27 protein-coding genes are annotated in these 25,711 nt (G+C 42.1%); 15 read left to right on the top strand and 12 right to left on the bottom strand.

Going from position 1 to position 25,711, the window contains the following annotated elements; translation table 11 throughout:
- Position 1 precedes the first annotated feature (1 nt).
- Positions 2-907: a DNA-binding protein YbiB gene (gene ybiB / locus B8983_RS01070; protein ID WP_084282007.1), complete on the top strand. Its 906-nt coding sequence runs from the start codon at positions 2-4 to the stop codon at positions 905-907.
- 8 nt (positions 908-915) lie between these two features.
- A complete protein-coding gene (locus tag B8983_RS01065; RefSeq protein WP_084282189.1) occupies positions 916-1,170 on the top strand; it encodes a DUF2442 domain-containing protein in 255 nt (84 codons plus the stop codon).
- A 116-nt stretch (positions 1,171-1,286) separates the two neighbouring features.
- Here the strand turns inward: B8983_RS01065 and dxs are convergent, their stop codons facing one another.
- Positions 1,287-3,164, bottom strand: a complete 1,878-nt coding sequence (gene dxs, locus B8983_RS01060; protein WP_084282006.1) for a 1-deoxy-D-xylulose-5-phosphate synthase — start codon at positions 3,162-3,164, stop codon at positions 1,287-1,289.
- 20 nt (positions 3,165-3,184) lie between these two features.
- Positions 3,185-4,495: a glutamyl-tRNA reductase gene (hemA, locus tag B8983_RS01055; RefSeq protein WP_084282005.1), complete on the bottom strand. Its 1,311-nt coding sequence runs from the start codon at positions 4,493-4,495 to the stop codon at positions 3,185-3,187.
- A 430-nt stretch (positions 4,496-4,925) separates the two neighbouring features.
- Here hemA and B8983_RS01050 point away from each other — a divergent pair, with 430 nt between their 5' ends.
- From B8983_RS01050 to B8983_RS00990, 13 genes are all read left to right on the top strand, one after another.
- Positions 4,926-5,834 (top strand): alpha/beta fold hydrolase, encoded by a 909-nt coding sequence (locus tag B8983_RS01050; protein WP_084282004.1) that lies wholly within the window; start codon positions 4,926-4,928, stop codon positions 5,832-5,834.
- A gap of 5 nt (positions 5,835-5,839) precedes the next feature.
- Entirely contained in the window at positions 5,840-6,490 is a 651-nt protein-coding gene (ccmA, locus tag B8983_RS01045) for a heme ABC exporter ATP-binding protein CcmA (protein WP_084282003.1), read from the top strand.
- Entirely contained in the window at positions 6,487-7,182 is a 696-nt protein-coding gene (gene ccmB, locus B8983_RS01040; RefSeq protein WP_369405835.1) for a heme exporter protein CcmB, read from the top strand. The genes ccmA and ccmB overlap by 4 nt, the downstream gene beginning before the upstream one ends.
- A gap of 20 nt (positions 7,183-7,202) precedes the next feature.
- Entirely contained in the window at positions 7,203-7,985 is a 783-nt protein-coding gene (gene ccmC / locus B8983_RS01035) for a heme ABC transporter permease CcmC (RefSeq protein WP_084282002.1), read from the top strand.
- Complete coding sequence (ccmD, locus tag B8983_RS01030; protein WP_143736055.1) at positions 7,982-8,137, top strand: heme exporter protein CcmD; 156 nt, start codon at positions 7,982-7,984, stop codon at positions 8,135-8,137. Before ccmC ends, ccmD begins: the two co-directional genes overlap by 4 nt.
- Complete coding sequence (gene ccmE / locus B8983_RS01025) at positions 8,134-8,607, top strand: cytochrome c maturation protein CcmE (RefSeq protein WP_084282000.1); 474 nt, start codon at positions 8,134-8,136, stop codon at positions 8,605-8,607. Before ccmD ends, ccmE begins: the two co-directional genes overlap by 4 nt.
- A complete protein-coding gene (locus B8983_RS01020; protein ID WP_084281999.1) occupies positions 8,604-10,556 on the top strand; it encodes a heme lyase CcmF/NrfE family subunit in 1,953 nt (650 codons plus the stop codon). The genes ccmE and B8983_RS01020 overlap by 4 nt, the downstream gene beginning before the upstream one ends.
- A gap of 5 nt (positions 10,557-10,561) precedes the next feature.
- A complete protein-coding gene (locus tag B8983_RS01015) occupies positions 10,562-11,077 on the top strand; it encodes a DsbE family thiol:disulfide interchange protein (protein ID WP_084281998.1) in 516 nt (171 codons plus the stop codon).
- A gap of 1 nt (position 11,078) precedes the next feature.
- On the top strand, positions 11,079-11,621 hold the full coding sequence (locus B8983_RS01010) for a cytochrome c-type biogenesis protein (RefSeq protein WP_234986837.1): 543 nt from the start codon (positions 11,079-11,081) through the stop codon (positions 11,619-11,621).
- Positions 11,618-12,817 (top strand): c-type cytochrome biogenesis protein CcmI, encoded by a 1,200-nt coding sequence (ccmI, locus tag B8983_RS01005; protein ID WP_084281997.1) that lies wholly within the window; start codon positions 11,618-11,620, stop codon positions 12,815-12,817. The genes B8983_RS01010 and ccmI overlap by 4 nt, the downstream gene beginning before the upstream one ends.
- Before the next feature lie 82 nt (positions 12,818-12,899).
- Complete coding sequence (locus B8983_RS01000; RefSeq protein WP_084281996.1) at positions 12,900-14,108, top strand: MFS transporter; 1,209 nt, start codon at positions 12,900-12,902, stop codon at positions 14,106-14,108.
- A 103-nt stretch (positions 14,109-14,211) separates the two neighbouring features.
- Positions 14,212-15,270, top strand: coding sequence for a tRNA 2-selenouridine(34) synthase MnmH (gene mnmH, locus B8983_RS00995; protein WP_084281995.1), 1,059 nt, complete (start codon positions 14,212-14,214; stop codon positions 15,268-15,270).
- A gap of 82 nt (positions 15,271-15,352) precedes the next feature.
- Positions 15,353-15,829: a cupin domain-containing protein gene (locus B8983_RS00990; protein WP_084281994.1), complete on the top strand. Its 477-nt coding sequence runs from the start codon at positions 15,353-15,355 to the stop codon at positions 15,827-15,829.
- A gap of 75 nt (positions 15,830-15,904) precedes the next feature.
- Here the strand turns inward: B8983_RS00990 and B8983_RS00985 are convergent, their stop codons facing one another.
- The 10 genes from B8983_RS00985 to B8983_RS00940 form a co-directional block, all read right to left on the bottom strand.
- Positions 15,905-16,789 carry an NAD(P)-dependent oxidoreductase gene (locus B8983_RS00985; protein ID WP_234986836.1) on the bottom strand — a complete coding sequence of 295 codons (885 nt, stop codon included), beginning with the start codon at positions 16,787-16,789 and terminating at the stop codon, positions 15,905-15,907.
- 81 nt (positions 16,790-16,870) lie between these two features.
- Complete coding sequence (locus tag B8983_RS00980; RefSeq protein WP_084281992.1) at positions 16,871-17,926, bottom strand: amidohydrolase family protein; 1,056 nt, start codon at positions 17,924-17,926, stop codon at positions 16,871-16,873.
- Between the two features lie 12 nt (positions 17,927-17,938).
- Positions 17,939-19,156, bottom strand: a complete 1,218-nt coding sequence (locus B8983_RS00975) for an alpha/beta hydrolase family protein (protein WP_159460778.1) — start codon at positions 19,154-19,156, stop codon at positions 17,939-17,941.
- 126 nt (positions 19,157-19,282) lie between these two features.
- Positions 19,283-20,134 carry an HpcH/HpaI aldolase/citrate lyase family protein gene (locus B8983_RS00970; protein WP_084281990.1) on the bottom strand — a complete coding sequence of 284 codons (852 nt, stop codon included), beginning with the start codon at positions 20,132-20,134 and terminating at the stop codon, positions 19,283-19,285.
- On the bottom strand, positions 20,131-21,507 hold the full coding sequence (locus B8983_RS00965; RefSeq protein ID WP_084281989.1) for an MmgE/PrpD family protein: 1,377 nt from the start codon (positions 21,505-21,507) through the stop codon (positions 20,131-20,133). The genes B8983_RS00970 and B8983_RS00965 overlap by 4 nt, the downstream gene beginning before the upstream one ends.
- A 179-nt stretch (positions 21,508-21,686) precedes the next feature.
- Entirely contained in the window at positions 21,687-22,061 is a 375-nt protein-coding gene (locus B8983_RS00960) for a type II toxin-antitoxin system death-on-curing family toxin (protein WP_084281988.1), read from the bottom strand.
- Positions 22,062-22,310 (bottom strand): hypothetical protein, encoded by a 249-nt coding sequence (locus tag B8983_RS00955; RefSeq protein WP_084281987.1) that lies wholly within the window; start codon positions 22,308-22,310, stop codon positions 22,062-22,064.
- A 142-nt stretch (positions 22,311-22,452) separates the two neighbouring features.
- Complete coding sequence (locus B8983_RS00950; RefSeq protein WP_084281986.1) at positions 22,453-23,631, bottom strand: CaiB/BaiF CoA transferase family protein; 1,179 nt, start codon at positions 23,629-23,631, stop codon at positions 22,453-22,455.
- Positions 23,632-23,633: 2 nt separating this feature from the next.
- A complete protein-coding gene (locus B8983_RS00945) occupies positions 23,634-24,797 on the bottom strand; it encodes an acyl-CoA dehydrogenase family protein (RefSeq protein ID WP_439650332.1) in 1,164 nt (387 codons plus the stop codon).
- A gap of 18 nt (positions 24,798-24,815) precedes the next feature.
- Entirely contained in the window at positions 24,816-25,679 is an 864-nt protein-coding gene (locus tag B8983_RS00940) for an HTD2 family dehydratase (protein WP_084281984.1), read from the bottom strand.
- Positions 25,680-25,711 lie beyond the last annotated feature (32 nt).

Raw genomic sequence — 25,711 nt, 5'->3', positions numbered from 1 at the left:
AATGAGTATATCTTCATATTTAAAGATTATCGGTCGCGGGAGCAAGGGCTCTGGGGACTTGACGCGAGAGCAAGCACAAGCTGTTTTTTCTAGCATTCTATTGGGTAAGGTCAGCGACCTTGAGCTTGGTGCCTTTTGTATCGCCATGCGCATCAAAGGTGAAACCGTTAATGAACTCCTTGGCTTTATGGACGCTGTAGAACCTCATGTGATTTCACTAGAAACCAGCGCAAAACCAACGATTATTCTGCCCAGTTATAACGGTGCCAGAAAACAAATCAATTTAACGCCCTTACTAGCTGGTCTTTTAGTTAAAAATGGCTTTCATGTCATTGTGCAAGGAGTCACCGAAGATGCGAGCCGAGTCACTAGTTATGAAATCTTTCAACAATTAAATTGGCCGATTTTAGGTACCTCAGATGATTTCAAGCAACTATTGAACCTTAATCAACCCATCTTTTGTCCATTACAAGTACTCTCACCCCAACTGCAGAAGATGCTAGATTTGCGGCAGCAAATTGGTCTGCGTAACTCGAGTCATGTGCTTGCTAAGTTAATCAATCCGTTTAAAACGCCGGTTTGGCAGGTCTCTAACTATACGCACCCAGAATACCCACTCAAGCTACGCGAGTATTTTTTCGCTCGTTGTGCGAGTGCGATTTTAATGCGAGGAAATGAAGGCGAACCAACCGCTTCTATCCATCGACTCCCTGAAATGAGTTTTTTATATGCCAATCAAAGTAGTCGTCTGACACCAGAAGAACGTTTTGAATTTGCCTTGCCATTGACAGAAATTGACGCAGCTTCGACAGCGACCTGGACGACTCAGGTGCTCCAAGAAAAAACTTCTGCTCCGGATTCGCTACTGCGACAAGCAGAGCAAATTCAAGAACAAATTGGGCAGTGAGGTGGCCCTTGAAATGGGATGTTATTAACGTTAAATCGATTGCACCACTGGCTTTGCAAGTCCAGTTTGCAGATGGGACTGTTGGAAAGGTTATATTTGAAAGTAGTCATTTAACTGGTGTATTCGAAGCATTGAAGAACCCAGTTACTTTTAATCAGTTCCATATTGACAATGTTGCTGTTGCTTGGCCTGGAGATATCGATCTTGCGCCTGACGCAATGTACGCCCAAATTAAATCACATGGTGAATGGGTTCTGAGATGAAATCGCCGTTTTAAGATGATTATTATGGCCTTTGCCCACCAGTTTTCTCAACAATGGATATCCTCTTGAAAAGGACATCAACTTGGAACAATCTTAACGCTCAAGGTTGAAATGATTCAAGCAATGAAATGGCGACGAATCGCTTTTTCAATACCTGACTGATCCAGCCCACACTGCGCCATGAGTAATGCCACATCACCATGGTCAATAAACGCATCTGGCAAGCCGAGTTGCAACAGGTTCACTTGAATATTTTCACGGTTAAAAAACTCTTGGACAGCGCTACCGGCACCACCTGCGATCACACCATCTTCAATGGTCACAAAACCACGATGTGTCAGTGCTAATTCCTTTAGCAATTCTTCATCAAGCGGTTTCACAAAACGCATATCAACTAAGGTTAAATCGAGTGACTCACTCGTTGCTATACATTGCTGGAGTAAGGTACCAAAAGCAAGGACAGCTATCTTTTTAGCATTCTCTAAGGAAGAGTGGCGACGAATAACTGCTTTACCGAGTGGCACTGGTTCAAGACTATCGGTAATTTGTACGCCAGTTCCAGAGCCTCTAGGATATCGTACAGCACTAGGATGTTGGGAATGATAGGCTGTGTTTAAAAGCAGACGCATCTCATTTTCATCACTAGGTGTCATTACCAAGAGGTTGGGGATGCATCGCATATAAGCAATGTCAAAAGATCCAGCATGGGTAGCACCATCGGCGCCCACTAAACCGGCTCGGTCAATGGCGAATACCACTGGCAAATCCTGCAAGGCGATGTCATGAATCAGCTGATCATAACCACGCTGTAAAAATGTCGAGTAAATCGCTACGACGGGCTTGAGTCCTTCGCAAGCTAAACCACCAGCAAAAGTAACGGCATGCTGTTCAGCAATCCCCACATCATGATACCGAGTAGGAAATTGTCTTTGAAAATTGCCCATTCCTGAGCCCTCGCACATTGCCGGGGTAATACCAATCAATCGCTCATCAGCGGCTGCCTTATCACAGAGCCACTGACCAAATACTTGTGTAAAGGTCGGTTTGCTGGCTGGGGCTGATTTTTTAATCCCTACCAATGGATCAAACTTACCTGGCCCATGATAAAGAATTGGATCTTCCTCAGCCTGAGGGTAACCTTTACCTTTTTTCGTTACTACATGTAAAAATTGCGGACCATCTCCCTCTAGTGACATCCGTTTAATATTTTCAAGGGTCGGTACTAGTGAATCTAAATCATGGCCATCAATTGGGCCAATGTAATTAAAGCCAAACTCTTCAAAAATATTTGCTGGAACTAACATCCCCTTGGCTTGCGTTTCTAATCGTTTCGCAAATTCCTTGAGCGGGGGCAGAATTGATAAAACATTACCAACCCCATTTTTGGTGGCCTCATAAAATGGACTACTGATGAGACGCGCCAAGTAGCGGTTCAGAGCACCGACAGCAGGGGAAATCGACATATCATTGTCGTTTAATACAACCACTAATGGGAGTGTACGGTTGGTACCAGCGTGATTCATCGCTTCAAAGGCCATACCACCTGTCATGGCACTATCCCCAATAATCGCAACCGCAATTCGTTTTTCATGTTTTAACTGAGCGGCATAAGCCATCCCAGCTGCGGCAGAAATACTGGTTGAGGAATGGGCTGTGCCAAAAGCATCATAATCACTTTCGGAACGCTTTGGAAAACCAGAAATACCTCCCAGCTGACGCAAACCGGCCATCTGATCTTGACGACCTGTCAAAATTTTATGCGCATAACTTTGATGTCCAACATCCCAAATGAGTCGATCATCCGGAGTATTAAATACATAATGGAGCGCAACAGTCAGCTCCACAGTACCTAAATTAGAGGATAAGTGGCCACCTGTTGAAGATACCGAGTTGAGAATATATTGTCTTAACTCCTGAGCAAGGGCGGGCAACTCAGATCTCGAGAGTTTACGAAGTTCATGCGGGGATTGAATCGATTTTAAGGGACTAGTCATGGCGAAATAATACTGAAATTTTAATGCTTACGTTGATTTGCCATAAAGATTTGAGTCAACATTTTTTGATACTCTTCCATTGACTCGACATCTGACTGATGTAATGAATGCAAAGAACCATGCATAAATTTATTCGCTAGGCCTCTGGCCAGCTCTGTCATCACTTGCATTGGGTCTTCGCCACGAGCCAGTCGTCTTTTAGCTTTTTCGATTTCAATTTGCTGCAGTGCTTCGCTTTTCTCAATCAAACTATTGATAAAAGGTACGCTTGACCTTTTTTGCAACCAATGCATAAATTGGCTCACTTGAGTATCAATAATCCCTTCGGCGCCTTTAACAGCATTTGAGCGGAATTTCATCCCCTCTTTCACCACTTCCCCTAAATCATCCACGGTATACAAATAGATATCTCGTAAATGGTTAATTTCTGGTTCAAAATCACGTGGCACCGCTAAATCAACTAAGACCATCGGTTGATGTTTTCTAAGTTGCAATGCTGTCGTTATCATCCCGAGACCAATAATGGGTAAAGTACTCGAAGTACAAGAGACAACAATATCAAACTCATGCAAATGTTTAGGCACATCCGACAGTGGTAAAAACTTTCCCTGAAAACCTTGGGTACTTAGGGTTTGGACTAATGCTTGGGCGCGTTCTGCAGTTCGATTTGAAATCGTAATAGACTTTGGTGACTTCGCCGAAAAATGGGTGGCGCACAAATTAATCATCTCACCAGCGCCAATAAATAAAACGCGTTGGTTTTCCATAGCACCCAAGACGCGAGTACTCAATTTTACGGCTGCACTCGCCAACGAAATGGCGTGAGTACTAATTTCAGTGGTAGCTCGCACTTCTTTCGCGACAGAAAACGTTTTATTAAATAATTGGTTCAAATACGTACTTATAGAGCCTGCCTTTTGAGCATCTGCTGCGGCTTGCTTCATCTGGCCTAAAATTTGCGTTTCACCTAAGACCATAGAATCCAAACCACAACCAACTCTAAATACATGCCTAACTGCTTCAGAGGCAACGGAGGTCTGCACAAAGGGCATCAACTCATTCACTGAGAGCTGTTTTTGAGCGGCTAACCAGTCGAGCGTCTTGATTTGAATCTGGTTGTCAGAAATTTGTTGATCGTTGGCGGCACAGTAAACCTCCATACGATTACAAGTCGACAAAATAGCGACTTCCGAAGATTGATCAGCAGTTTGATTTAAGTAATTTTTAAGATCCGCTAGTGCATCTTGCATCGTATCAGGGGACAATGCTACTTTCTCCCGAATATCGACAGGTGCAATCTGGTGGTTAATGCCGATTGTTAGAAGATTCACAACACTCCTTCAACAACGATTGGCAAATAGGATCTATCCATTTTCATAAAAAAATTTGTGCAACTTCCTCAATTTGATGATTCCAAAAATTACCGTGAAAGGAATCTGGTAAAGATTGAAATAAGATACTGAATTTTATCCCATTTTGCACCTATTCAGCGCTTTGCGGGCGTTTCAGTCCGATTCAGTCCGCTAACGCGAACTTTCTAGTCCAATTACACCTTGAATTACAAGTAATTACTCTGTGAGATTAAAACCATGTAGCTCAGATTTTCTGTTTTACCGAGGTGATTTTACTTCCACGAATCTTGACGTTGAAGGTTATACTTAAACCTATGCCTGAATGCACTTTCATTACCTTACAAAAGACGATTCAAGGAACTACAAACTTGGTAGATGGCCTGACATTGTATTTTCTTGAGTCAACCCCATGTTGAATGCTAATTTATCTAAAATCCCTAAAGATTGGCCTAATTTAAGCTTAAGTACCAGTATTTTAGTCAATCAAATTCAGTGGCATGTGCAAATTCATCGGCATCCGAATCCTGAAGCGCGTACCATCCTGCTGATTCATGGCGCAGGGGCAAGTACCCACTCATGGGAAAATATCCTACCCAATTTAATGCAAGAATTTACGGTCATTGCACCAGATTTACCGGGGCATGGGTTTACCACCGGATATGATCAAAACTTACTAAAAGTGGACGATATTGCCTTTGACCTACATTTATTGCTCGAGGAGTTAGGTTTCCCGCACCCGGATATTTTGATTGGTCACTCTGCCGGCACCAACATTTGTTTAGCCTTAAGCGTGCTCTGTGAGGTGCCACCTCAGTTGATTATTGGCATGAATCCCGCGCTCGTCCCACCACCTAGTGCTTACAATATGTTTTTAGGTCCGTTGATTCATCCGATTGCAACCTCGTCCATCATGGCTCACTTTTTAGCGAGTACCTTACGCCTATCGGGCTCGATTGATAAAATTTTAGATTCCACGAACTCCGCATTAACGCCCCTACAGCGTTCGCGTTATAAGTTTTTATTTAACGATTCGAACCATATTAATAGTGCTTTGAGTTTTGTTGCGGCGATTAATATTCCCAAACTACTTAAACAAAGTAAGGAAGTGAATAGTCAGTTGGCATTTGTCCTAACCAAACAGGACTCATGGATTCAGTTGAACTCGGTCAGGGCCGTGATTAAAGAATACTATCCGCAAGCAATCCTTTTTGAGGAGGAAGGTGGGCATTTGTTCCACGAAGCGAATCCACTCCGAGCCTTAGAAATTATTCATACTACAATTCAAAATGTTCATTTTGATATTAAAGTTTCAGTTTAAATTTCATGCTCAGTGCTAACCATATTTCCTGTCAAAGAGGTCGTCAGATACTTTGGAAAGATTTAAATTTTCAAACTGAGCCTAGTACAATTACTTTTATTCGCGGCGCCAATGGACAGGGCAAATCATCCCTATTAAGAATCCTTGCCGGGATTAGCACCCCATATGCCGGAGAAGTACTTTGGCAAGATCAAGCCTTAAAAAAGAATCTCGAAGAATTTCATCGATCAATCAGTTATTTCGGTCACACGATGCCTTTAAAAGGAGATCTCAGTGCCATTAACAATTTGAGCTATTTAATGCAGATTCACGGCTTGAGTTACCACCATCAAGTCATTGAAGAGACGCTGCGAAATTGGGGTTTATCTACCAAAACGATTCATTTACCAGCGAAATTTCTGTCACAAGGTCAAAAACAACGCGTTTGCTTAGCGCAACTGAGTTTGTGTCAAAGTCTTGTTTGGATTCTTGATGAGCCATTTAATGGCTTAGATACCAACGGCTCCCACTTATTAATCACCGCTTTCGCTAAGCATTTGGAAAAACAAGGCAGCATTGTTTTAACTAGTCATCTTCACGCGAGTTTGCGCTCAGCAAACTCCTCTTTACATGATTTTGCAGAAAACATCATTGAACTGCAGGGGCGTGACGAATGATGACCAAGCCATCTATTAGTTCAAACTTAGTGATTTTATGGTCAGTCTTTAAAAGAGATATTGGGCTCGCCTTAACCCGTAAAACAGATACTCTGGGAGCTATTTTTTTCTTTGCTCTCGTGGTGAGTCTTTTTCCATTGGGAATTGGTTCAGACCCAAACCTTCTGCGCCAAATTGCACCGGGGGTCATCTGGGTGAGCGCCCTATTAGCTAGTATGTTATCGACCAATCGTTTATTTAACGATGACTTTCAAGACGGCATCCTAGAGCAGTTATTACTATCCCCGTGTCCTCTGGAATTGATTGTGCTGATGAAAATTTTGGCACATTGGTGCTGTACAGGCTTGATTTTGTTGTTAGTTTCCCCCATCTTAGCCTTGCAATTCGATATGAGCGAGCAAACAATTCAAGTATTAATGATGGGTTTAGCGATTGGTACCCCCATCTTAAGCTGTTTGGGTGCAATTGGTTCCGCCCTTACCCTTGGTCTCAAAAGCTCTGGGGCGTTAATTTCCCTCTTAGCTCTGCCACTATTGATTCCAGTCTTGATTTTAGGAACTTTGGCGGTAGGTGCTGTGGGCTCAAATATATCTTTTTCGGTATACTTGAATTTGTTAGCGGCACTGTGCGTGGTATCGATTTTTTTTGGTCCCATTGCTAGCGCTGCAGGTCTAAGAATTGCCTTGGACTAGCCCAATCATTTGACATAATAATGGATAATTCGCCTTTCAGTAATTCTCAATCCGTAAAAAAAGTAAACTGGTTTGCATTTTCTGCACCTAGTCGTTTTTATGCACTGACCCAAAAAATCATTCCATTCTGTTGGTTGATTGCAATCACGACCGGCATCGCTGGGTTAGTGATAGGGCTTTTATATGCACCAACGGATGCTACGCAAGGGGATTCTTATCGCATTATTTTCATTCATGTTCCAGCGGCCTGGATGTCGATGGTTCTGTACACCGCAATGGCCTTTTGGGCTGCCATCGGTTTAATCTTTAACGCTCGCCTAGCTTATCGACTGTCGATTTCGATTGCTCCTACAGGTGCTTTAATGACTTTCATTGCTTTATGGACGGGCGCTCTGTGGGGTAAACCAACTTGGGGTGCTTGGTGGGTTTGGGACGCACGTTTAACCACTGAGCTCATACTTTTATTTTTATATATCGGCTATATTAGCCTCTATCAAGCGATTGATGATGAACGGAAAGCCGCAAAAGCAGCTTCTTTATTAGCCATTATTGGCGTCATTAATGTACCTATTATTTATTTTTCAGTGAAGTGGTGGAATACCTTACATCAAGGCGCCACCATCACCATGACAAAAGCACCAAGTATGGAGCAATCGATGCTTCTCGCCCTTTTAATCATGACGATTGCTTTTTGGGCGTATGCGTTTGCCGTAGTTTTCACTCGGACTAATCAAGCTTCTCTGTTAGAAGACCACCACGCCGATTGGGTCAAAGGCATATTACAACCTTCAAAGGGGGCATGATGATTTGGGAATCTTTTTCTGAATTTATTCATATGCGTGGCTATGGCCTTTATGTTTGGGGTTCATTTGGCGTTACAGCTTTGTGCATCGCTTGGGAAGTTTTCCAATTGCGCAAAAAGAAACAAGAACTCTTTTTAGGGCAGGATCAATGAAACCAAGAAGTAAACGTCTCCTATTGGTATTGACTGGACTGATGGTCCTTGGTGTTGCGACCTTCTTTGTATTACGTGCCTTTAATGAAAACTTAGTTTTTTTCTATACACCTTCACAAATTGCGAATCATGAGGCACCTGCCAACAAAAGCTTTCGGATTGGCGGTATGGTGGTGGACAACAGTCTCAAACGCGAGCCCGGTGGCTTACAAGTCGAATTTATCGTAACCGATACGGTGAAATCGGTGCCTGTTCAATACTCGGGAATATTACCGGACCTCTTCAAAGAAGGTAAAGGGGTCGTTGCCGAAGGACGTTTAAATGCGGCAGGAGTGTTTATTGCTTCCCAAGTATTAGCGAAACACGACGAAAACTATATGCCACCTGAAGCTAAAGATGCCATCAAAGCAGCGCAAACTAATGCAAGCAATGCGGCTAAGACACTACAAAATACGGATACAAACAAATGATTCCAGAAATTGGTCACTTAGCACTCATCATCGCTTTAGTTGCGGCCCTGCTTCAATGTGTCCTACCATTATGGGGTGCGCATAAGAACCAAATCCAATTAATGCAAGTTGCACGCCCAACAGCCTATACACAGCTCTTTTTTGTAGTGATCGCCTTTTCATCACTCATGATTTCTTTTATTAATAAAGATTTCTCGGTCGTCAATGTAGTTCAAAACTCCAATGCAGATTTACCAACCATTTATCGTATTTGTGCAACCTGGGGCAGTCACGAAGGATCTATCTTGTTATGGGGACTGATGTTGGCCCTTTGGAGCAGTGCAGTGGCGCGATATTCCAAACATTTGACCTTGCCAATCCTAGCAAGAACGCTTGGGGTATTGGGATTTATTAGTTTTGGGACGATCTTATTTACCCTCATGACTTCTAATCCTTTTTTAAGGATGGTTCCGGCGGCCAATAATGGCACCGATCTCAACCCATTATTACAAGACCCCGGCATGATTATTCATCCACCGATGTTATACATGGGTTATGTAGGAACTTCGGTCGTTTTTTCTTTAGCCATTGCTGCCTTACTCTCTGGCAAGCTGGATACGGCTTGGGCTAGGTGGTCAAGGCCTTGGATCACGATTGCATGGTGTTTTTTAACCATCGGCATCGCTCTTGGCAGTGGTTGGGCTTACTATGAATTAGGTTGGGGAGGCTGGTGGTTTTGGGATCCAGTAGAAAACGCCTCGTTTATGCCTTGGTTACTGGGTACTGCGTTGATTCACTCTTTAGCTGTTACTGAAAAACGTGGTGGTTTTAAAATGTGGACCGCCTTACTCGCAATTCTGACTTTTTCAATGTCCTTACTGGGCACTTTTTTAGTTCGATCTGGCGTGATTACTTCCGTGCATGCTTTTGCCACAGATCCTGAGCGGGGAATTTTTATCCTTGTATTTTTAGCTATTGTTATCGGTGGTTCTCTCACACTGTTTTCGATTAAAGCCCCTAAAGCAGTGGCTGGAGAAGAGTTTGATATGGTGTCAAAGGACGCCATGTTGCTAACCAATAATATTTTATTATTAGTTGCTGCCGGAGCTGTTTTACTTGGCACTCTTTATCCTTTGATTTTAGAAGCCTTGGGGCTGGGTAAATTGTCAGTTGGTAAACCTTATTTTGATGCGGTATTTGTGCCCTTAATGACCCCGGCTCTCTTTCTCATGGGGGTTGGTCCGATTACCCGTTGGCGCAGTGCTAAACCCATTGACCTCATTACCCAATTAAGATGGGCACTCGCGGCTACTATCGTTAGTGCGGCATTTGCCCCCTTCGTCTTACGTAGCTGGTCACCTTCGATTGGATTTGGCTTATTTTTGGCAGCATGGATCGCCTCTGCGAGTTTCTTAAACCTCTTTAATCGTCTCAAATCCCATCCGTTACCTCTCATGCAAGCCGTGCGCCAACAAAGTGCTAGCTATTACGGTATGTTGATTGCGCACATTGGTGTAGCTGTATTTATTTTTGGTGTCACGATGGTCAATGGCTTTGAAGAAGAAAAAGACTTAAGAATGTCTGCGGGTACTTCAAATTCTCTCGCTGGTTACGATTTTGTGCTGAATAATGTCAAACAAGTACAAGGTGAAAATTATGTTGCAGCTCAAGCAAACATCACCGTTACTAAAAACAATGAATTCATCACCATCATGCAGCCAGAGAAACGAAAATACTTTTCTTCGCAAATGCTCATGACGGAAGCTGCCATTCATACCAGCTTCAAAGGTGATTTATACATTTCGATGGCCGAGGCGATTAGTAATTCAGAATGGGGTGTAAAAATCCAATTTAAACCATTTATTAATTGGATTTGGGGAGGTGCATTCCTCATTGCGCTTGGTGGTTTTTTTGCCGTAATGGACAAAAAATATCGCTTCAAAAAGAACAACAACTTCAATAAGAATTGATCCTGATGAAACGATTACCCGTCATTATTTTCGCCATACTCGTTGTGTTTTTAGTCATCGGGCTCACGCTCAAGCCCAAAGAGATTCCTTCACCATTTATTGGTAAGCCAGCACCAGCGTTTGAACTGGGTATCTTGAACCAAAGTGATCGGTTCGAACCGAAATCAATGCTCGGTAAAGTTTGGTTGCTAAACGTATGGGCTTCATGGTGTACTTCCTGTCGCGAAGAGCATCCTTTATTGATTGAATTTAGTAAACAAAAGTTGGTACCGTTGATTGGTCTGAACTATAAAGATAAAGATCCAGAAGCAATTGAATGGCTGAAAGAGCTCGGCAACCCCTATGATTTTTCAGTAGTGGACGCAAAAGGTAAAGTTGGCATTGATTATGGCGTCTATGGAGTTCCTGAAACTTTCGTGATTGATAAAGCAGGAAAAATTGTCCATAAACAAATCGGGCCTTTAACGCCTGAGGCGCTCAACAAGGATATATTGCCGTTAATCAAAAAGCTGAACTCTTAACATGCGCTTGTTCAAATTACCATCTCTCAAAAACACGCATTCCTGGCCGATGTATTCCATGCTGGGAATCATTACCTTAACTATTTGGATGACTTTCACACAGTCTGTTTATAGTCAAACCAATACTGCTCAGCCCCTAGCTAAAGACCCAGCAATGGAAGCTCGGGTCATGGATATTGCAAAAGATTTAAGGTGCTTGGTTTGTCAAAATGAAACAATTGCTGGTTCCCATGCAGACTTAGCCATCGACTTACGTCATCAAATTCAAGATCTTTTAGAAGCTGGAAAATCAAAATCAGAAATCATGCAATATATGGTGGATCGTTATGGTGATTTTGTTTTATATAAGCCCCCCGTCAAATCCTCTACCCTGGTTCTGTGGGTAGGTCCTTTTTTATTGATGCTACTTGGCCTGTGGGCTCTTAGAAATTTTGTTAAAAAACAAACTGCGTTAAAAAAAGTAGACGATTTTTCTGTTCAAGATTTATCCCATGCACGAGCCATGCTCGAATCTAAAGACTTTTTAAAGAAAGATACTGAGTGATTCTCTTTTTAGTGATTGCAGTACTCCTCATTGGTATTGGTACAACTCTATTGTTATTGCCATTTTTTAGATCGCCTCAACTTGATCAAAATAATATGGCTCCACAATCCCAGGCAAGCCTTGCCATCCTTCGTGAAAGCTTGACACAGTTACAAACCGAACATCAATCCGGTTTAATGACCGATGAAGAATTTTCTAAACAAAAGGAAGAGCTTGAACGTCGCACCATCGATGAAGTGGTTTTAGATGGACCACCGACGAAGTCTTTAGCCTCTCCCGCCATAAAAAGATTACCTGTATTTTTAGCTATTTTCATTCCTTTAGCAGTAGTAGGCTTGTATTTTATTATCGGCAACCCGAATGCTATCAATCCCCCCGCCAATCCTCAAGAGCAACAGATTTTGGAGATGGTTAAACAATTAGAAGGTCGATTAAAGACGGATCCCAATAATGCTCAGGGTTGGGTATTTTTGGCTAGAACTTATGGCGCCCTAAATCGAATTACTGATGCCAAAAATGCCTTTGATAAAGCCTTAACTTTGGACCCCAAAAATAGTGATACCTTGGCTGATTTAGCGGATCTCATTGCCTATGAAAATAAAACGATGAATGGACAGGCACTTGATTTAATTAATCAATCCTTACAAATTAATCCTAAGAATCCCAAAGCACTTGCACTTAAAGGTACTGCAGCCTTTGAAAAAGCGGATTACGCGGCGGCGATTAAAAATTGGGAGCTAGCAATACCAAATTTAGGACCCAATGATGCTGCCTTTGCTCAAGGATTAAATGCCAGTATTGCGGAGGCTAAAACCCTTTTACGGCCAAATGCCAAAGCTGATATCAATCCAGCACTAACCTTATCTGGCAAGGTATCCATTAGCCCAGGACTCAAGGGGCAAGTCAGTCCTAGTGATGTTGTATTCATCTATGCGAAGGCCATTGATGGACCAAGACTCCCACTGGCGATTATCAAGTCGACGGCTGCTCAACTGCCCATTACTTTCAGCTTGTCGGATGAACAATCGATGTCCCCCCAGTTCAAGTTAAGTCAGTTTAAAGAAGTGAGCTTAACTGCCAGAGTTTCTAAAACAGGCAATGCGATTCCAGAAAAAGGTGATCTGATTGGCGTTATCCCTAAATTAAACCTAGGCGAGAAAAATATTCAGCTGATTATTCAAGACGTGCAACCGTAACTATCCAGTCTTGCAGAGTGTATTCAGAGTAGTTGTGGTCAGTTTATAATGATTACACAACTACTATATAAAGACTTCCGTAATGACCAATGCGAATGCAGTACCTCAATTTTTCAATAAAAATCTCTTCTTACTGATTCTATGTCAGGGTCTTTATTTAACAAATAATGTAACTTTTATCGCTATTAACGGCCTGGTAGGTATGAGTTTGACGCCCATCCCGTGGATGGCAACATTACCACTCATGGCATATGTTGTTGGTGCTGCTTTAGCCACCTCTTTGGTCGCTAAAGTACAAAATCACTTTGGTCGTAAGACGTCTTTTCAGATTGCCTTAGCAGTTGCCTCTTTTTCAACCGGACTTTGTGCCTACGCAGCGTATAGCAAAAACTTTTGGCTACTGGCCCTTGGTACCGCAATTGCTGGATATTACAGTGCGAATGGCCTACTTTATCGCTTTGTCGCACCAGAACTTACCCACTCTAGTTTTAGAGAAAAGGCTGTCTCATTAGTATTGGCGGGTGGCGTGATCGGTGCCGTAGTTGGCCCCAACATGACTAATTGGACTAAAAATCTTTTACCTACACCGTTCTTAGGTCCTTATCTCGTCTTATCAATGGCCGGCCTGCTCGGTATTGTTATCATGCATTTTATCGACTTTCCTAAAGAAATTAAGACCGATAAAAATACCAATACAGGTAGATCAGTCAAAGAAATCATTTGCCAACCCGTTTTCATCGTCACTTTAATTTGTAGTGCTTTGGGTTATGGCGTAATGAACTTACTCATGGCAGGCACTCCACTCGCCATGGAAATTTGTAAGTTTCCCTTTTCTGATACGGCGATTGTGTTGGAATGGCACGTCATCGGCATGTTTGCCCCAGGCTTTTTTACGGGACATCTCATTAAAAGATTTGGCTCTCCAATCATGATGCGCACTGGGGTGTTATTAGTATTTATCAGTATTGGTATCCTTCAGCTAGGTAGTGGCTTTTATCACTTCCTCTTTGCCCTGGCAATTCTTGGTTTAGGCTGGAACTTTATTTTTACGGCAGCCACCACATTGGCGATTACGAGTTATCGTCCAGAAGAAAAAAATAAGGCGCAAGCAATTATTAACTTCTTTGTATTTGGCACCATGGCTTTTAGTTCGATTGGATCAGGTGCCATTATTGCTTCAGGCGGTTGGAATATTCTTACCTTGGGTTCTATTATCCCTACCGCGATCATGGCTCTTTCATTGGTTTATCTCTATTTTTACCAAAAAAAACAATCTGTATCAGCAGCGTAACTTCTCCATCACTCACGAATCTAATTGCAAAAATAGGCTTATTTTGCAATCACTACAGAGGGTTCGTGAGAAAATACTTCTTTAAGCTTTAATGAGCACCTAAATGAAGTCTAGAACCCATGTTGATATGACTCAGGTTCCTACCTTCGATGAAATTATCGATGTAAGAACTCCAGCAGAATTCGCCTTAGATCATATTCCAGGCTCAATCAATCGTCCTGTCCTCAGCGATGAGGAACGCGTCGTTGTGGGAACTATTCACAATCAAGAGTCACCTTTTGCCGCTAAAAAGGTTGGTGCGGCTCTCATTGCAAAACGTATTGCCGGCCATATTGAGGAAGATTTCTATACGCGTCCTAAAAACTGGCGCCCCTTAATTTACTGTTGGCGTGGTGGAAAAAGAAGTAATTCGATGGGGCACATCCTTCGTGAAATTGGCTGGAATGCCCACATCCTAGATGGCGGATACAAGGCTTATCGGACCAATGTTCTTGCAAAGTTAAATGACTTGCCAAATGTCTTTGATTATCGGGTGATAACAGGTTCGACGGGGAGTGGTAAGAGTCGTATTTTGGAAGTGCTCCACGAACTCGGCGCACAAGTATTGGACTTAGAGCAAATTGCGAATCATAAAGGCTCAGTATTGGGTAATATGCCAGACTCGAATCAGCCGAGTCAAAAATACTTTGAAAGTTATGTGCTCGATCAACTCGAAAGTTTTGATCCATCTCGGGTTGTTTTTATTGAGGCTGAGAGTAAAAAGATTGGTAATATTCAGGTTCCAGAAACCTTACTTCTAAAATTTCGACAAAGTCCCTGTATTCGGATTGAGGCCACCACCGAAGCGAGAATTGAATTTCTCATCAGAGATTATGACTATCTGATTAGCAACCCCAATCAACTGATTCAAAAACTATCTTTTTTAAGAGAGTTACATGGGCACGAAGTTTTAGATCGATGGACACACTGGATCAATCATCATGCTTGGCAGGATTTAATCAGGGATTTATTAGTTAGACATTACGATAAGCTCTATGAGAAATCTCAAGGTAAAAACTTCACGCAGTATTTGCAAGCTCCAAAAATACAAGTCGACGATTTAAGTCCTGCTTCTATCCAACTAATCGCTCAAGAAATTAATCGTCAATTTTCTTCAAATTAACGAACTAAGTAAAAACGCTGATTGTATTAGTGGGTTTGAAGAGTATTCTTTAATTAATAAACTGTTATTAAAGGAGACGTGAGTGAAATCATTTATTAAATTATTTTTTTGTAGCTGTGTTGCATTCTTCTCAATGAGTGGCAGTATTTTGAGTGCAGCGGATATTCAGTTACCGCCTGGTGTAATGAATATTCCCCCAGAAAAAATCAAATGGGAAAAAACTGCATCTGGTCGTGAACAATCTTTCTTGATGGGCAACCCTAATAAGCCGGGCCCTTATTTATATCTAGTCAAGTGGACTCCATTCGACAAAGCCTATGCCCACAAGCATCCTGAAGATCGTTACGGCATGGTTATTGCTGGCTTACATTATATTGGCTACGACACAAAGTTTGACGAATCCAAACTGCACGCTCATCCAGTAGGTAGCTATTTCACAGAACCAGCAAATACTCCACACTTTGGTAAAACCAATGCTGAAGGCGCTATTTTACTTTTTTATGGTATTGGCCCAACCGGTAGCACGCCTCTAGAAAAGGACCCGAGAGACACTAAGTAGTTGTACTGCTAAAAAAAAGCCATTTTTAAAAATGGCTTTTTTTCATTAATGCTACGGAAATTAGTTATCTTCTCATTACGCTAAATAGAACTGAATCAAGCCTTGAGTACCATCTTTGCTGTGGCCATTGGCTGCAAGCTGATCGTACAATTTTTTAGCTTGGATCAAGCCTGGTAATTCAAGGTTCATTGCCTTTGCTTCACTTAACGCAATGTTGAGGTCTTTGATGAAATGCTCAATATAAAAGCCAGGAGCAAAGTCACCGGCAATCATTTTTGGTCCAAGGATATTTAATTGAAAACCAGAGGCTGCCCCACCGCCGATGGATTGCATCACGCTACTTGGATCTAAGCCAACTTTCTTCGCGTAAGCAATTCCTTCTGATACACCCATAATGGTAGAGGCAATCACAATTTGATTGCACATCTTCGTATGTTGCCCCATTCCAGGACCACCCTGTAAAACAATGCTACCACCCATTAATTTGAGAACTGGTAAAGCATGGTTAAATGTTGCAGAGTCACCACCAACCATAATCGTTAATTTTGCATCTCTGGCACCAATATCACCACCTGAAACCGGGGCATCAATCGCGGCTAAACCTTTCGTTAATGCTGCCTCACTGATTGTTCTAGCAAGTGAAGGGCTTGAAGTGGTCATGTCAATCAAAGTTGTTCCTGGTTGGGCGTGATGCAAAATGCCCTGCTCACCCATATAAACTTCTTCAACATCAGACGGAAAGCCCACCATGGTAATCACTAAGTCAGAATTTGCTGCAATCGCACCTGGGGTATCAAACCATTTCGCGCCTTTAGCAACAATCGCATCCGTTTTAGCTTTAGTGCGGTTATATACATTAACGCCATAACCAGCGGCAAGTATGTGTCCCGCCATACTATTACCCATAATGCCAACGCCAATAAAGCCAACAGTTTTAATTTCTTTTAAGTTTGTCATCATTTTCCTAAGTGAATTTTTAATCTATGGTTAATAGTTTAACGAAAGATTAAAAAATTCACTTCATTTCAAGATATTGTGTGATTAGGCGTTCCAACGTGGCATCAATTTGACGGCATTACCACGCGTAATCAAATTCATGTCTTGTTGATTAAAGCCATAAGCTAACAAGCCCTTGATATTGTCTTCACTGGTACGGTATGGATAATCTGACCCGAATAATACTTTATCCTTTGAAACCAAAGCCAACAGTGACGGTAAGGCATAACCATTGGAGGCCCATGCAGTGTCATAGTAAAAGCGTTGCAACTCATGCATGACACCATTTGGCACCCGCTCAACTAATTTTTTATCAATCACCGGCATTTTTTGTAAACGCTCAGTTAAAAATGGCAAAGTACCACCGGCATGGGAGAAAATAAATTTAATATCTTGGCACTTGGCTGCAGTTCCAGAAAAGACAATATTTACAATCGTTCTGGTTGTGTCAGTACCGTACTCGACCACCGTAGGCGGTGTATCCGGTAATAAATTATTACAACAATTGGCAGAAGTAGGATGGGTATATAAAATGGCCTTACGACGATTCAACTCTTCCATGACCGGCGCAAAAAATGGATGACCTAACCACTTATCACCATAGCTTGTTAACAAGCCAATACCATCAGCTTTTAAAACATCCATTGAATATTCAATCTCACGCAAGGCATCATCCATATTTTGCATTGGTAGCATTGCAAAGGATCCAAAGCGCCCTTTGTGATCGCCCGCAACTTTGGCGGCATATTCATTATTCTCACGAGCAATCTTTTTCGCCATCACCGGATCTAAAAAACTCACTTGCGGGGTGGTTGCCGAAAGGATGGAGGTTTTGGTGCCCGCAGCATCCATGTCATCGATTGTATTTTTCACAGACCAATCGAGTGCTGGTTTTTGTGCCAATTTTTTGGAGACCATTTCTGCAACCAAGGTCGGAGCAAAAAAGTGATGGTGCGTATCAATTCGATCGCGATTACCAATGATGGCTGGCGATGATTGTGCATTGGCATTAGTTGGCAAAACAGTTGCCGCACCCAAGCCAGCTAAACTACTTAAAAAATTCCTACGCGTTACGCCGCATGAGCAATATAATTTTTTCATTCTTTAAATCCCTTATGGTTTTTTCCAGCCAGATTGTTCTAATAAGCGCAATTCCCAAGGAATAATCACCTTGGAAAAAATGTTAGCATCGGTCCATCCTTTGACTTCACGGCCCAAATGCCCTCCTTTTGGGTTAATCCAAAAATCCTTTGGTACATCACCCGCTTCCATTAACCTCTTGACGTCATCTAAAGGAACTTGGGTATCGTTTGCCCCAGCCAAAATCAGCATTTGGGTTGTTGGTCTCTGCAATAAGTTTTGATCTTTTAAAGACATTTTTGGTACATAGGCCAATAATTGCTCTAAATTAGTAACCCCTTCATAGACGTTGATACTCGCTGGTAAGTAATCAAACAAATATTCTGGTGTACTCAGTTTCTTTTCCACAAACTTAGCATCAAAAGTTTGGTGGACTGGTGGAGATTGTGCCACTGAGCCAAGTAGGCGATCTTTTTCAAGAATGCCCATTTTTGTTGCCCAATATGCGCCAAAACTCACCCCTGAAAAAATAATCCGCTTCTGATCAACTTCAGGTCGTGTCTGTAAATAATCTAATGCAGCAGAGAACATTCTTTCTGCTGTTGGACTTACTTTAATGGGTGCTTGACCAGTGCCGGGACCATCCACCACAAAAATACCAACACCATGTTGTAAGATTTGGCTGTAGCTATCTGCCACAGTTTCTTTGCGACTATCTAAACCACTCACAGCAAAAACCATTGGCACCTTTTGATTGGGATTCGCACCCTTTGGCAGACGTAAATAACCAACAATTTGCTTTCCCTCAAAAGGAATTTTGACCACTTCTAATGGAATGTCGAAGGTTTGCGCATATTTCAAATAGGCATCCAAGGCTTTTTGATAAGCAACTTCTTTGCCCTGTGAAGTTGGTGCTGGCCATTGACCAAAGAAATATAAACGCCAAGCCTTTTTATAAAGAACCCCTGCTTGCTCTTTAGAGCTTGCTGATTTTGCCTGTTGCATGTATTTTTCTGCCACTTGACTCCAAGCAGCGGCCCACTCATCAGGATTTCTTGTTTTAATCAGAGCAAGAGCTTCTTTGACATCGGACAACTCAAGATTAATGAGTGGATAGGCTCCGCCGTTTTCAGCGCGGTGTAACGATTCTTGTTTGATTTCCTCAATATTGCGATCTTTCACTTGGGCAGAGGCCTGTATTGAAAAACCTACCAAGGCAATCATCAAATACTTGATGAGGAATTTGCTCACCGTTGTCTCCATGAAGGTGTTTTTATAAATTTCACCTATGAATATACCTCGATTTATTCTATTTATTGCAATAAATCAGCGTAAATCCTAATAAGAATAGTTCTAATCAGGAGACTTTTTTACAAATCAGCGATCTTCAATGGAATTTAGTAATCTTTGCGCCAATAAAACTACTGGGCGATCAATCATTTTTCCATCTAGTTGAACCGCTCCACCTTGCGCTGTTTCGAAGGCCGCAACGATACTGCGCGCTCTGAGAACCTCAGCTTCAGTTGGCTGAAAAAATTGTAATGTAGTTGGAATTTGTTTCGGGTGTAAACATAACTTCCCAAGAAAACCGATCCCACGAGCACGCTCTAGATCCGCTAGTAACTGCGCCTCATTTTGTAAATCTACCGTCACTCCATCAATCGGCGGAGCAAGATCAAACAAGCGACTAAGTACCGTCATCTGAAAACGTAACCCCTGTAATTCCGACTCGGTACTATCACAGCGCAAACCTAAATCTGCTTGTAAATCAATATTACCGAGGGTTAATCGAATCGTCTGAGGATGGGCTGCGATAGCACGTAACTGATCGATGCCTTTAGCAGATTCAATCATGGGAATAATATAACTATCAGCTGACAAATACCTACTAATTTGATCTAACTGTTCACTCGACTCTGTCTTTGGATGAATTAAAGCCTTTAAAGGTAAGGTTTTAATTAAATCTAGATCTAAGGCAGCTTGATCGGTACTTAAACTATTCATGCGTAATAAAATACGATCACCAAATGTTTCAAACAGTGGCACCAAGTTTTGCACAATAGATGCTCTTGCCTGTGGTTTATCCACCAAGCCAACGGCATCTTCTAAATCCACAATAATATGAGCACCCGTCTCAAGTGCTTTGATAAAGCGTTCAGGTCGACTAGCTGGAACGAATAAAAATGCTTTAGCTAACCCACATGGAAGGCTTGCTTTGTCTTGAATCATAAAAGGTTCCCTATTGTTGCAAGTGTTTCAATTTTCCAAAGTTGCTCAATCACGTCACGCATTTCTGCTTCTGTAGCAGCGTTACTAAATAAGGCCAGACGGATGGCTTTCGTTTCAATTTCTAATCTAGTCAGCGTATTATCAGGATCACCCTTCGGATCATCTACACGGCCAGCATAAGTTTTTCCATCTTTGGCGATCACAGTCACTTTTCCAATCCACTTGCGGGGATACGCTTGATCAACCTCTGGGTCTAAGACCATTTCAACCTTCTGACAGAATGCTTGAATATCGTCGTTTGAAAAAGAGGATTCAAACTCATTCAAGCCCGCATAACCAAAGCGTGCGGCTAATGCCAAGACTGTTCCCATGGAGAATTTTGATTGGTGAACCGTTTTGGGATCGACTACTGGACCCAGCACATCAATCGCGCCCTGATGGACATGAGTAATCACTTTAGCAATTTGATCAATTTGTAATTGGTTCTCTTGCATGACTTTTAATAAGGCATCTGCCGCAGGGTGGGTATGTCGGCAAGAAGCATGATATTTAAAGGAGGTTTCTTCGGTAGCAAAGCGTGTACCTAAACCTTCAGTCAGTTTACTGACATCAGCATCGGTTGACATCCCAGCGGCCATCCCTTGGGGACCTTCTAAAATATGTTTAGCGCCCGTGAAACCATCTTTTGCCAAATAAGCTGACATCAAGCCTGTACTGGCAGCGTGGGCTGTATGCAATTGCTTAGAATCTGCTGCATCTCTTAAAAATTCCCATAAGCCTGCTGCTTGAGTACCTGCTGAGCCAAAGGCATTCAACATTTGTTCAGGGCTCAGATGTAACAGTCTTCCTACGGCAGCCGCAGCGGCTAAGCTACCGGCTGTTCCAGTCGTATGAAAAATTTTATAGTGTGAACGACCTAAAAATTCACCAACACGAATGCCCACTTCATAGCCGGCAACACAAGCCGTTAAAAACTCTTGACCACTCGCACCAATTGCCTGTGCTACAGCAAGAGCTGGGGAGAAAACTACGGTAGCTGGATGGAACACGGAAGCATTATGTACGTCATCTTGTTCAACCACATGAGAAGCAGCGGCATTGACCATCGCCGCAAACATGGGGGATGAGTAACTACGATGAATCAATATTTCGGCACTGCCAGGGTAAGCTTGCTGTTGGATGGGGGCCATATTCCCAGCAAACCTAGCAATCGATTCAACCGCTCTAGCACCTTTACCAGCAAGTGCTGAGCCCACCCAATCCACGAACAAGTCTTCTGTTTTACGAACGACTCTCGTTGGGATATCTGTAAATTGAAGGTTTGCCGCATACTTCGCCAAAGTTTGGGAAGGAAAATCTGTCTGTGTAGTCATCATTGTTTTGTTATAAATAAATTACATATGTTTAGTTATTAATATCCTAAAGTGAAATCTTAAATCACTAAAAACCAGTTACTCATCAATTTCGCTGCAATAGAATTTTATCCACTCCCTCAACTAAAGCGAGATACTTCTATTTTTTAAAAAAAACTCTTACACTTTTAGGAGTTTAACTAGCAAGTTTGTCGTAAAAATTCTGCGAATTGTCCTTCATCTAAAGCATCATTCACCACTAATACTATCCACTTACCTAAATCATTATTATCAAAATTTGGCGAATAGTTATGGGTCAGTAAAATCAAATGCACTACTGCAGCAGCCGTTCTTTTATTTGCGTCGTTAAAACAATGTGCTTTTGCTATAAATATTCCTGCACAAGCAGCATATTGGAAAACATCATTCATTAATCCGTAATTAATTCGATTCTGCAACCTAGCCAAAACACCAGACAAGGATTTATCAACTGCCAACCCTTGCAATTCGTGAGACCCTATCACACTGTCATGGATTTCGACTAGGTCAGACTCATCTAATAGATGAAAATGCAATTACTTATCCTTTAGGTAGTCAATGACATGATGAATCTTTGGTAAGCCATTTTTTATGTATTCTCGCAACTTTTCTTTACCTAATGGGGCTGCTGAAATGTCACTCAAAGCTCCTACGGGCACAAGATAAGCAACAACTTCGTTTCGATTAAGAATTGCTGTAGGTTCATTGCCTGATTTAGCCAATACCTTACCAGGCTCCCTAAATTCAGTCAGTGAAGCAATATTACGTGTTAGAAGCTTTTCCATATTCATTCCCTATCATATAAAACATACTTTAACATACATTTAAATACATATTTACCATAGGGAACAGCTATTCCTCAAAGAACTTAAATTTCAAACACTTCTATAACTATCTAATCAGAAATTACCGAGTATCTTGAGAAAATTAAATAGCTTTTGAACTTCGCATTGCTTTGATTTGTTCTGCGCTAAAACCAATTTCCGTCAAAATTTGCTCTGTATGCTCACCGATTGCTGGAATTGGATCCATCCGGTAATCATAAGCACTATTTTTGCCTGGGGGTAGTAAAGCTGGAATTTCACCAACTGGAGATCCGACGGATTGCCAGCGATTCCTGGCCTTTAATTGTTGATGATCCCACAGTCCTGCCATATCATTCATTCTGGCATTCGCAATTTGAGCATCCTCAAGGCGTTCTTCTACTTGAGTAATGGTTAGGGCAGAAAAGCATTGATCAATGATTGCTTTCAAAGCATTTCTATTTTCATTACGCTGTGAGTTATTAGAGAATCGGCTCTCTTTTGCAAGTTCTGGTTGAAACAATACTTTTTCACAAAACACTTGCCACTCTCGCTCATTTTGTAACCCCAACATCACAGTATCATTTTTTCCCACTGGAAATGGTCCATATGGATAGATCGTGGCATGTGAAGCTCCATTACGCGGTGGCGGAGTTGCCCCTTGATAAGCATAATAGAGGGGGAAACCCATCCATTCGCCCAGAGACTCTAACATCGACACATCAATATGAGAACCTTCTTGGGTTTGATTACGAAGTAATAACGCAGATAGCACATTCGTATAAGCGTACATACCAGCCGAGATATCTGCAATCGAATTGCCCGCCTTAGAAGGAACGTCTTGCGTGCCAGTAACGGATAAGAATCCAGCCTCACTTTGGATTAATAAATCGTAAGCTTTTTTATCCCGAAAAGGACCATCATTGCCGTAGCCAGAAATATCACACACAATCAAGCGTGGATTTAATTTCTTCAAGTTTTCATAACCTAGACCAAGTCTACTTGCGGCGCCTGGTGCTAAGTTTTGTATAAAAACATCCGCCGTAGATAACAATTTCATGATGGCTTGTAGTGCTAGAGGTTGTTTAATGTCTAGCGTTAAACTTTCTTTAGACCGGTTGGTCCAAACAAAGTGAGACGACATCCCCGCCACACGTTGATCATAGTTTCTAGCAAAATCACCGACTTCAGGACGCTCCACCTTAATTACTCTGGCGCCCAAATCGGCTAACTGCCTTGAACAAAATGGTGCCGCAATGGCGTGCTCCATGGAAATGACGGTAATACCAGTTAGTGGTTTCATGTTTAGAAAGATCTAGGCAAACCGAGGATATGTTCAGCGACGTAAGAGAAGATCAGGTTCGTTGAAATCGGCGCAACTTGATACAACCTTGTTTCACGGAATTTTCTTTCAACATCATATTCACATGCAAAACCAAAACCACCATGCGTTTGCAAACAAACGTTAGCAGCTTCCCAAGAAGCCTTAGCCGCAAGGTATTTCGCCATATTCGCTTGTGCACCACAAGGTAAATTCTGATCAAATAATTCACAGGCTCTAAAGCGCATTAAGTTAGCCGCTTCAGTTTCGATATAACTATCTGCAATCGGGAACTGCACCCCTTGATTTTTACCAATCGGACGATCGAATACCACGCGCTCATTGGCATAATTACGTGAGCGGTTCACAAACCAGTAAGCATCACCAATACACTCCGCTGCAATTAAAGCTCTTTCCGCATTTAAGCCATCCAAAATATATTTGAAACCCATGCCCTCTTCACCAATCAGATTTTCTGCTGGAATTTCTAGGTTATCAAAAAAGACTTCATTCGTTTCATGATTCACCATATTTAAGATTGGCGAAATCGTCATCCCACTAGCAAGCGCTTCGGCGATATTGACAATAAATATAGACATTCCTTCTGATTTTTTCTTTACTTCAGCAAGCGGGGTGGTTCTTGCTAGCAGAATCATTAAATCAGAATGCTGAATGCGAGAGATCCATACTTTTTGACCATTCACAACGTACTTATCCCCTTTTTTAACCGCCGTCGTTTTAAGCTTGGTGGTATCTGTTCCAGTCGTTGGCTCAGTAACAGCCATCGATTGCAAACGTAATTCGCCAGTAGCAATTTTGGGCAAATAGAGTTGTTTTTGAACTTCAGAGCCATGACGCAATAGCGTCCCCATGTTGTACATTTGACCATGACACGATCCGGCATTGCCACCTGCCAGATTAATTTCTTCCATGATGACAGAGGCTTCACACAGTCCTAAACCAGAGCCACCGTATTCAGTTGGAATCAGCGCTGATAACCAACCAGCCTTCGTCAATGCATCCACAAAAGCCTCTGGATAACCTCGAGCCTCATCCACTTTTTGCCAATACTGAGAATCAAAGCTACCGCATAAATCTCTCAAAGCCTCACGCAATTCTTGGTACTGATCTGCTGCAGGAATGATCATCGTCATGTTTTTTATCCGTTAAATGTTTGTAAAAGTTGCTCTACCTTGCATAGTGAGCCAACCTTCATGGTCTTTTGCCCATAAATCAACTGTTGCATTCGTTTCATCCACTTTGCCACAGACAAAGAAATGATTGATGTCAAAAGTAGGTCGCAGGGCTTTAAAGTCGAAAGTGACTAATTTTTTATCAGGAAATTGCAAGCGGAATTGGTCAACTAACATGGTTGAAATCAGTGGGCCATGCACTATCAACCCTGGATATCCTTCCACTTCAGTGACGTATTTACGGTCGTAATGGATCCGATGACCATTAAAAGTTACCGCGGAATACCTAAATAACAATACGGGGCTAGGATCAATTCGCACTTCCCAATCGGCTCCAGTTGGTGCCAAGGTAGGTGCTGGAGGAGCGTCACTTGGATTAGCCAAAGGGCGGTAAACGATATCATGCTGTTCTGTTAACGCCAGTCCTTGTGAACCATGCAATTCATGTTGCACCATCACAAATACCAAATCACCTGTCCGTCCCGATTTATGAGTGACTGATTTGACCTCTGAATGACGTGTTAACTCTTGTCCTAATTGAATTTCCTGATGCCAGGTATATCGACCACCGGCCCACATTCTGCGTGGAAGAGGTACTGGTGGTAAAAATCCACCCCGTTCCGGATGGCCGTCTGGACCAATTTCCGATTGCTTTGCCATTGGCAAAAAATAGAGCCAGTGCCACAACTCAGGGAGGCGATCTCCAAGCACAGGATCGGGATCATTCCGATCCAAAGTAACGGCAAGCGCTTTTACAGGAGCCAAGGTAATTTGATCAGTAAACGACTCTGTTTTGCCGATCCACTGTTTTAAGTGCTCAATATCCAGGATTGTCATGGTTTTTATTATCTTTATCTAAGTGTCAATAA

Source organism: Polynucleobacter kasalickyi (genome assembly GCF_900176405.1).
Lineage (GTDB): Bacteria > Pseudomonadota > Gammaproteobacteria > Burkholderiales > Burkholderiaceae > Polynucleobacter > Polynucleobacter kasalickyi.
The sequence above is the reverse complement of the archived record's forward strand: the minus strand, read 5'-3'. Positions and strand labels throughout refer to the sequence as shown.